This is a genomic window from uncultured Roseicyclus sp., from assembly GCF_937892565.1.
In the GTDB taxonomy this organism is placed as follows: domain Bacteria; phylum Pseudomonadota; class Alphaproteobacteria; order Rhodobacterales; family Rhodobacteraceae; genus Roseicyclus.
In genome coordinates this window covers 202,713-209,425 of record NZ_CALAHQ010000066.1, presented here as the reverse complement: position 1 = coordinate 209,425, position 6,713 = coordinate 202,713, and the positions used below count along the sequence as shown (strand labels likewise).

Below are 6,713 nucleotides of genomic sequence, written 5' to 3'. Positions count from 1 at the left end.
GCGTCAGGCGTCGGGGATGGTCTTGAGGATCGCAAGCGCTGCGGCATGGATCAAAGGGTTGGCCGCGGCCAGCGCACGCCCCCCCCGATGCACGGGGCGGCCCTGCCAGTCGGTGACGACGCCGCCCGCCGCTTCGATCACCGCGATGGGGGCTGCAATGTCGTAGGAGGCCAGCCCCGCTTCGATCACCAGATCGACCTGACCGGCGGCAACCAGCGCATAGGCGTAGCAATCCATGCCATAGCGGGTCAGCTTGACGCGGTCGCGCACGGCCTCGAACCCTGCACGCTCAGCGGCGGTGCCAATCTCGGGGAATGTGGTAAACAGCGTGGCCGCGCCCAGATCGGCGGTGGCGCGGGCGATCAAGGGTGCCCGGCCCATCGGACCGGTCACATGCGATCGTCCAAAACCACCTTCGAAACGCTCGCCGATATAGGGCTGATCGATCAGCCCATAAATCGGCCCCGCCGCATCGCACAGTGCGACCAACACCCCCCAACTGGCCGTGCCCGAGATGAAGCCCCGCGTGCCATCGATGGGATCGATCACCCATGTCAGCCCGCTGGTGCCGGGGCGGTAATCTTCTTCCTCGCCCAGGATCGCATCATCGGGGCGGCGGTTCGCCAGAACGGCGCGCATCGCGGCCTCGGCAGCGCGGTCAGCAAGGGTCACCGGATCGAAACGCCCAACGCCCTTGTCATCGGCAACAAGCGTGGCGGTGCGAAAATGAGGCAAGATCGCCGCACGCGCAGCATCCGCCATGGCATGCGCCGTGGCAACAAGATCGGAGGGATCGGTCAGGGCAAGGCGCGCGGGGGCTGCACCTGTCAGGGGATCCGTCATGCTGGGCCTCCGGCGGCTGCGGGTCTGAACGCATGCCGGAAGGGACACGATCCCCTGACCGGGGTCAAGCCATCACACGAAGCTAGGCTGCCGCGTCCGACAACACGCGTGCCAGTTCGAACAAGCGACGACGTTGGTTTTCGGGAATGGCGTAGTAGGAGCGGATCAACTCCAACGCTTCCTTGTCGGCGAGGATATCGCCGGGAACGCCGTCGCGCTGCGCATCGGTGGTCTGCGCGGTTTCGGCACCGTCCATCCCTTCGAAGAAATAGGCCACAGGCACCGACACGGCCTGTGCGATATCGAACAGCCGCGAGGCGCTGATGCGGTTCATGCCGGTTTCGTATTTCTGGATCTGCTGGAATTTGATGCCGACCTTTTCGGCCAGCTGCTGTTGAGTCATTCCGACCATCCAGCGGCGGTGCCGGACGCGCTTTCCGACATGCACATCGACGGGGTGTTTCACGCCCTTCTCCTTTTTGCCAAACCTGACCTTGATGCCCCTTCCCGAATTCAGGGACAGCAGGTCTCGCCATGATAGGGCGACGCAGCGCAGGTAGGGCGCAAAACCGCCAGATCAATTCTTTAAGGAGAGTTCTGTGCATCAGGTTCAGCCTGAGGTTCAGTGCAGACACCAAAAATTCGGGCGGAGCCACGAATTTCGATGACAAAATGGGCGGCGCTGCCTCAATTTCGAGCAGCAACAGGGATGGCAGCGCGCTTGGCGCACGGCTAATGTCACACCGACACCATCGCAAGGATCGAAACATGCGCGCCTATCGGCTGACAGAACTCGGCGCGCCCCCACAGCTAGAGCGCCTGGCGCGGCCCGAACCGGGGCCGGGCCAGATCCGGGTGCGCATTGCGGCCTGTGGTCTGAATTTCGCCGATCTGCTGATGCTCAAGGGCCAGTATCAAGACACGCCGCAAACCCCGTTCACCATGGGAATGGAGGTGTCGGGCGTGGTCGATGCGCTGGGTCCAGACGTGGCCCGGCCCGCCTTGGGACAGCGGGTTGCGGTCTTTGCCGGACAAGGCGGGTTGGCCGACTACGGGGTTTTCGACGCGGCGCGCGCCGTGATCATCCCAGACAGCATGCCCTTTGCCGAGGCGGCGGGATTTCTGGTCGCCTATGGCACCTCGCATCTGGCGCTTGGCCATCGCGCGGGGCTGCGGGTGGGGGAACGGCTTGTGGTTCTGGGTGCCGCAGGCGGCGTGGGATTGAGTGCGGTGGAACTTGGCGCCTTGATGGGGGCCGAGGTGATTGCCGTGGCGCGCGGCGCCGACCGCTTGGCCATCGCCAAATCTGCGGGCGCCCATCATCTGATCGACAGCGACCGCGACGATATCCGCGCCCGCCTCAAGGCGCTGGGGGGCGTGGATGTGGTCTATGATGCCGTTGGCGGTCCGGCGTTCGACGCGGCCTTGCGCGCCACCCGGCCCGAAGGCCGTATCCTGTGCATCGGTTTTGCCAGCGGCATTGTGCCTCAAATTCCTGCCAATCTGCTTTTGGTCAAGAACATCAGCGTCTTGGGATTTTATTGGGGCGGGTATCTGGGCTTTGCCCCAGACCGGCTGACCGATAGCCTGACCGAATTGACCGCGCTCTACGCGGCAGGACGCATCCGGCCCCATGTCAGCGCCACCTTCCCGCTGGAGCGCGCCGCCGACGCCCTCGAGCTGTTGCGCAGCCGAAACAGCACCGGGAAAATCGTTGTGACGATGTGAGCCGGGCTGTAACAGGCAAAACACAATAGGAAAAAACTATCGCGTGGCCACCCCGCGTCGTGCGCAGCCTTGCTTGAAAAGCGGCGTCATCTCGCCAATATGTTCTCACAAGGACTGGGTCTTGCGTGCGGCTGCGCGACGGACCTGCCGCATGACGTATCTTCAGGAGGGATATATGGCTGACTATCAGACGATCCGCGCCGGTGTATCCGCTGCCCGCGCCGCCGAAATCGACCAGGGCCTGCGCGCCCATATGAACAAGGTCTATGCCACCATGTCGGGTGGCATGCTGATCACCGCGGCCGCCGCATGGGCGATCGCGGATCTTGCCGTGACCAACGACCCCACGGGCGCCACCATGGCGCTACGCGAAGGCCAGTATCTGACGGGCCTGGGCGAGGCGATCTATGCCACCCCGCTGCGCTGGGTGATCATGTTCGCGCCCTTGGCCTTCATCCTGTTTGGCTGGGGCGCGTTGATGCGCCGTGGCTCGGCGGCGGCTGTCAGCCTGGGCTTTTTTGCCTTTGCGGCCGTGATGGGCGTGTCGATGAGCTCGATCTTCCTCGTCTTCACCTCGCATTCGATCGTGCAGACCTTTCTGGTGACGGCCATCGCCTTTGCCGGCCTGAGCCTGTGGGGCTACACCACCAAGCGCGACCTGTCGGGCATGGGCAGCTTTCTGATCATGGGCGTGATCGGCCTGGTGCTGGCCATGGTGGTCAACATTTTCTTGCAGTCGGACGCGATGATGTTCGCGATCTCGGCTTTGGGCGTGTTGATTTTCGCGGGTCTGACCGCCTTTCACACCCAGGAAATCAAATCGACCTATGTGGCACATGCCGCCCATGGCGATCAGGAATGGCTGGACAAGGCCGCGATCGACGGCTCGCTCAGCTTGTATATTTCGTTCCTGAACATGTTCCAGTTCCTGTTGATGTTCATGGGCCAGCAGCAGGAATAAACTCTGCCACTAAGGCACAAGGATCGGGCCGGGGTCATCCCCGGCCCTTTTTCTTGACCGGCCGCATCACAAAGCCACCTGTGCACAAAACCCCGCGATGAGGTGTTGACTCGCGCACGCGGCCCGGTAAAAGGCGCAGTCTCAAGAGAGTTTTTGCGCGGCCACCGCTGCCGCGCGCCCCGCACTGACCGTAGGAGCCCGACCATGGCGAAGCCGACCACCATCAAGATCCGCCTGAACTCGTCTGCCGGGACGGGCCATTTCTATGTGACCAAGAAAAACGCCCGCACCATGACCGAAAAGATGACGGTCCGGAAATATGATCCGGTGGTGCGCAAGCATGTCGATTACAAGGAAGGCAAGATCAAGTAATCTGCCGCTCCGTTTGCATAAAGGGCCGCGCCGGGATGACCGACGCGGCCCTTTTCCATGGCGCCGACCCCACACAGGGGCGCTGGAAAACCCGGGTTTTCCAACGCGAAAAACCCGGGTTTTTCGCCCGGTCACACGGTGACGGTATCGCCCGGTTCCGGGTCAAGCACCCGCACGCCGGGCAGCATCGCCGCCTTCAGAGCATCAGCCGACTGCTCAAGCAGCGCAAATGTCTTGTAGTGATAGGGGATCACGGTCTTGAAGCGAAACAGCTTGGATGCGGCATAGGCCGCGCGCGTCATGTCCATCGTGTAATGTCCGCCCGCGCACAGGATGCCGACATCGGGGCTGTGCAGATCATCCCAGATCTTCATATCGGCCATCACATCCGTGTCGCCCGAGACATAGACCGCACGCCCCTCGCCTGCGATGATGTATCCGGCCTCGGAGCCGGCAAAGATCGGGCCCTCCGGCCCCGACAGCGACGAGGAATGGGTCGCGTTCACCATCGTGATCGCCACATCACCCAGCCGCACCGTGCCACCCTTGTTGAAACCATGCGTCTGGATGGCATGCCGCGCGGCCCAGAACCCCATCAGCTCGACCATGCCATAGACCGCAAGACCGCGCGCCTTGGCCAGTTCCGGCACCCCGCTGACATGATCGCCATGGCCATGCGTGATCAAGATCGCCGTGGCCCCCGCATACATCGCCTCGCGCCGGTCCGTGGGGAACATGGGATTTCCCGTCTCCCAGGGGTCGATCAGCAAGACCTGATCGCCGATCTCAAGCCGCACGCCGGCATGGCCCAACCACGTGTATTTCATCTTTTGCTCTCCGTTCCTTTTTCGATCACTTTGAAAGATAGGGATGACGAGGGGATGACGAAACCCCGGCTCTGCCCTCTGCCCCAATCCGTGCCGCCTTGCAGCCCGCGCAGCGCGCCGCTAAACGGCCCCTAGTTTCCTCGAGGAGGCCCCGACCATGTCCATCGACCGCGCCACCGCCGCCAAGGTCGCCAAGCTTGCCCGCATCCGCGTGGAAGACGCCGACCTGCCAGCACTTGCCGATGACTTCAACGCGATCCTCGGCTTCATCGAACAATTGCAGGAACTCGACGTCAGCGATGTGGAGCCCATGGTCAGCGTCACGCCCATGCGGCTGCCGCGGCGCGACGATGTGGTCAGCGACGGCAATCAGCAAGAGGCGGTATTGCGCAACGCGCCCGATGCGCGCGAGGGCTTTTTCGCCGTGCCCAAGGTGGTGGAGTGATCATGTCCGACCTGACCAAACTGACCATCGCCAAGGCCCGCGACGCGCTGCGCCGGGGGGAAACCACATCGGTCGAATTGACCGGGGCCTGTCTGGCGGCAATCGACGGCGCCGATGCGCTGGGCGCTTTCGTCCACAAGACGCCCGAGATCGCGATGGACCGCGCCCGGGCGGCTGATGCGCGCATCAAGGCGGGCGATGCCCCGCCCATGTGCGGCATTCCCGTGGGGATCAAGGATCTGTTCTGCACCCAAGGCGTGGCGTCGCAGGCAGCATCACGGATCCTCGAAGGGTTCCGCCCGGCCTATGAATCCACCGTTTCGGGCCAGCTGCGCGATGCGGGCGCGGTCATGCTGGGCAAGCTGAACATGGATGAGTTTGCCATGGGCAGCTCGAACGAGACCAGCGTTTATGGCCATGCGATCAACCCGTGGCGTGCCACCGGATCAAGCCGGTCGCTGACGCCGGGCGGGTCGTCGGGCGGGTCGGCGGCGGCCTTGGCGGCCGATCTGTGCCTTGGGGCGACGGGCACCGATACCGGCGGCTCGATCCGCCAGCCCGCGGCCTTTACCGGCACCGTGGGGCTGAAACCCACCTATGGGCGCTGCTCGCGCTGGGGGATCGTGGCCTTTGCCTCCTCGCTCGATCAGGCAGGGCCGATGACGAAAACCGTGCGCGATGCCGCGATCATGGGGGCGGCCATGATGGGCCATGACCCCAAGGATTCGACCAGCGCCGATCTGCCCGTGCCCGATTTCGAAGCGATGCTGACGGGCGACATCCGGGGCCGGGTCATCGGCATTCCGCGCGAATACCGCATGGATGGCATGCCCGACGCGATCGAGACGCTCTGGGCCGAGGGGCGCGCGATGCTGGCCGATGCCGGCGCCATCATCCGTGACATCAGCCTGCCGCACACGAAATACGCGCTGCCTGCCTATTATGTCATCGCGCCGGCCGAGGCGTCGTCGAACCTCGCGCGCTATGACGGGGTGCGCTATGGCTACCGCGCGAAACTGGCGCCGGGCGACGGCGTCACCGAGATGTACGAGAAAACCCGCGCCGAAGGCTTCGGGCCCGAGGTCCGCCGCCGCATCATGATCGGCACCTATGTGCTGTCGGCGGGCTATTACGACGCCTATTACAACCGCGCCCGCAAGGTGCGCACGCTGATCAAGCGCGATTTCGAGCATGCCTTTGCATCGGGTGTCGATGCGATCCTGACACCCGCCACCCCATCGGCGGCCTTCGAACTGGGCAAGACACATTCCGACCCGGTCGAGATGTATCTCAACGATGTCTTCACCGTGACCGTCAATCTGGCGGGCCTGCCCGGTCTGGCGGTGCCCACGGGGCTTGATGGCGCGGGTCTGCCGCTTGGGTTGCAGCTGATCGGCAAGCCGTGGGAAGAGGGCGAATTGCTCAATATCGGTTATGCGCTGGAACAGGCGGCCGGTTTTGTCGCGAAACCCGCGAAATGGTGGTAGGTCTGCCGAAAGCCTGAGAAACCGGGGCAGGCCGATGGTCGGTTCACCAC

The 6,713-nt window shown here is 63.8% G+C and carries 8 protein-coding genes; 5 read left to right on the top strand and 3 right to left on the bottom strand.

Going from position 1 to position 6,713, the window contains the following annotated elements; translation table 11 throughout:
- Positions 1-3: 3 nt before the first annotated feature.
- Together Q0094_RS09330 and Q0094_RS09325 are read right to left on the bottom strand one after the other, a co-directional pair.
- Positions 4-843, bottom strand: a complete 840-nt coding sequence (locus Q0094_RS09330) for an inositol monophosphatase family protein (protein WP_297618234.1) — start codon at positions 841-843, stop codon at positions 4-6.
- Between the two features lie 82 nt (positions 844-925).
- Complete coding sequence (locus Q0094_RS09325; RefSeq protein ID WP_297618231.1) at positions 926-1,309, bottom strand: helix-turn-helix transcriptional regulator; 384 nt, start codon at positions 1,307-1,309, stop codon at positions 926-928.
- Positions 1,310-1,611: 302 nt separating this feature from the next.
- On the opposite strand from Q0094_RS09325, the gene Q0094_RS09320 reads away from it, so the two are divergent.
- The 3 genes from Q0094_RS09320 (at position 1,612) to rpmG (ending at position 3,904) form a co-directional block, all read left to right on the top strand.
- A complete protein-coding gene (locus tag Q0094_RS09320; protein ID WP_297618228.1) occupies positions 1,612-2,571 on the top strand; it encodes an NADPH:quinone oxidoreductase family protein in 960 nt (319 codons plus the stop codon).
- Positions 2,572-2,746: 175 nt separating this feature from the next.
- Positions 2,747-3,532 (top strand): Bax inhibitor-1/YccA family protein, encoded by a 786-nt coding sequence (locus tag Q0094_RS09315; RefSeq protein ID WP_297618274.1) that lies wholly within the window; start codon positions 2,747-2,749, stop codon positions 3,530-3,532.
- A gap of 204 nt (positions 3,533-3,736) precedes the next feature.
- Positions 3,737-3,904, top strand: coding sequence for a 50S ribosomal protein L33 (gene rpmG / locus Q0094_RS09310; RefSeq protein ID WP_297618225.1), 168 nt, complete (start codon positions 3,737-3,739; stop codon positions 3,902-3,904).
- Positions 3,905-4,035: 131 nt separating this feature from the next.
- Here rpmG and Q0094_RS09305 read toward each other — a convergent pair whose 3' ends face one another.
- A complete protein-coding gene (locus Q0094_RS09305) occupies positions 4,036-4,731 on the bottom strand; it encodes a metal-dependent hydrolase (RefSeq protein ID WP_297618224.1) in 696 nt (231 codons plus the stop codon).
- Between the two features lie 157 nt (positions 4,732-4,888).
- On the opposite strand from Q0094_RS09305, the gene gatC reads away from it, so the two are divergent.
- Complete coding sequence (gatC, locus tag Q0094_RS09300; RefSeq protein WP_297618222.1) at positions 4,889-5,176, top strand: Asp-tRNA(Asn)/Glu-tRNA(Gln) amidotransferase subunit GatC; 288 nt, start codon at positions 4,889-4,891, stop codon at positions 5,174-5,176.
- Between the two features lie 2 nt (positions 5,177-5,178).
- Positions 5,179-6,663 carry an Asp-tRNA(Asn)/Glu-tRNA(Gln) amidotransferase subunit GatA gene (gatA, locus tag Q0094_RS09295; RefSeq protein ID WP_297618220.1) on the top strand — a complete coding sequence of 495 codons (1,485 nt, stop codon included), beginning with the start codon at positions 5,179-5,181 and terminating at the stop codon, positions 6,661-6,663.
- The last annotated feature ends 50 nt before the right edge of the window (positions 6,664-6,713 follow it).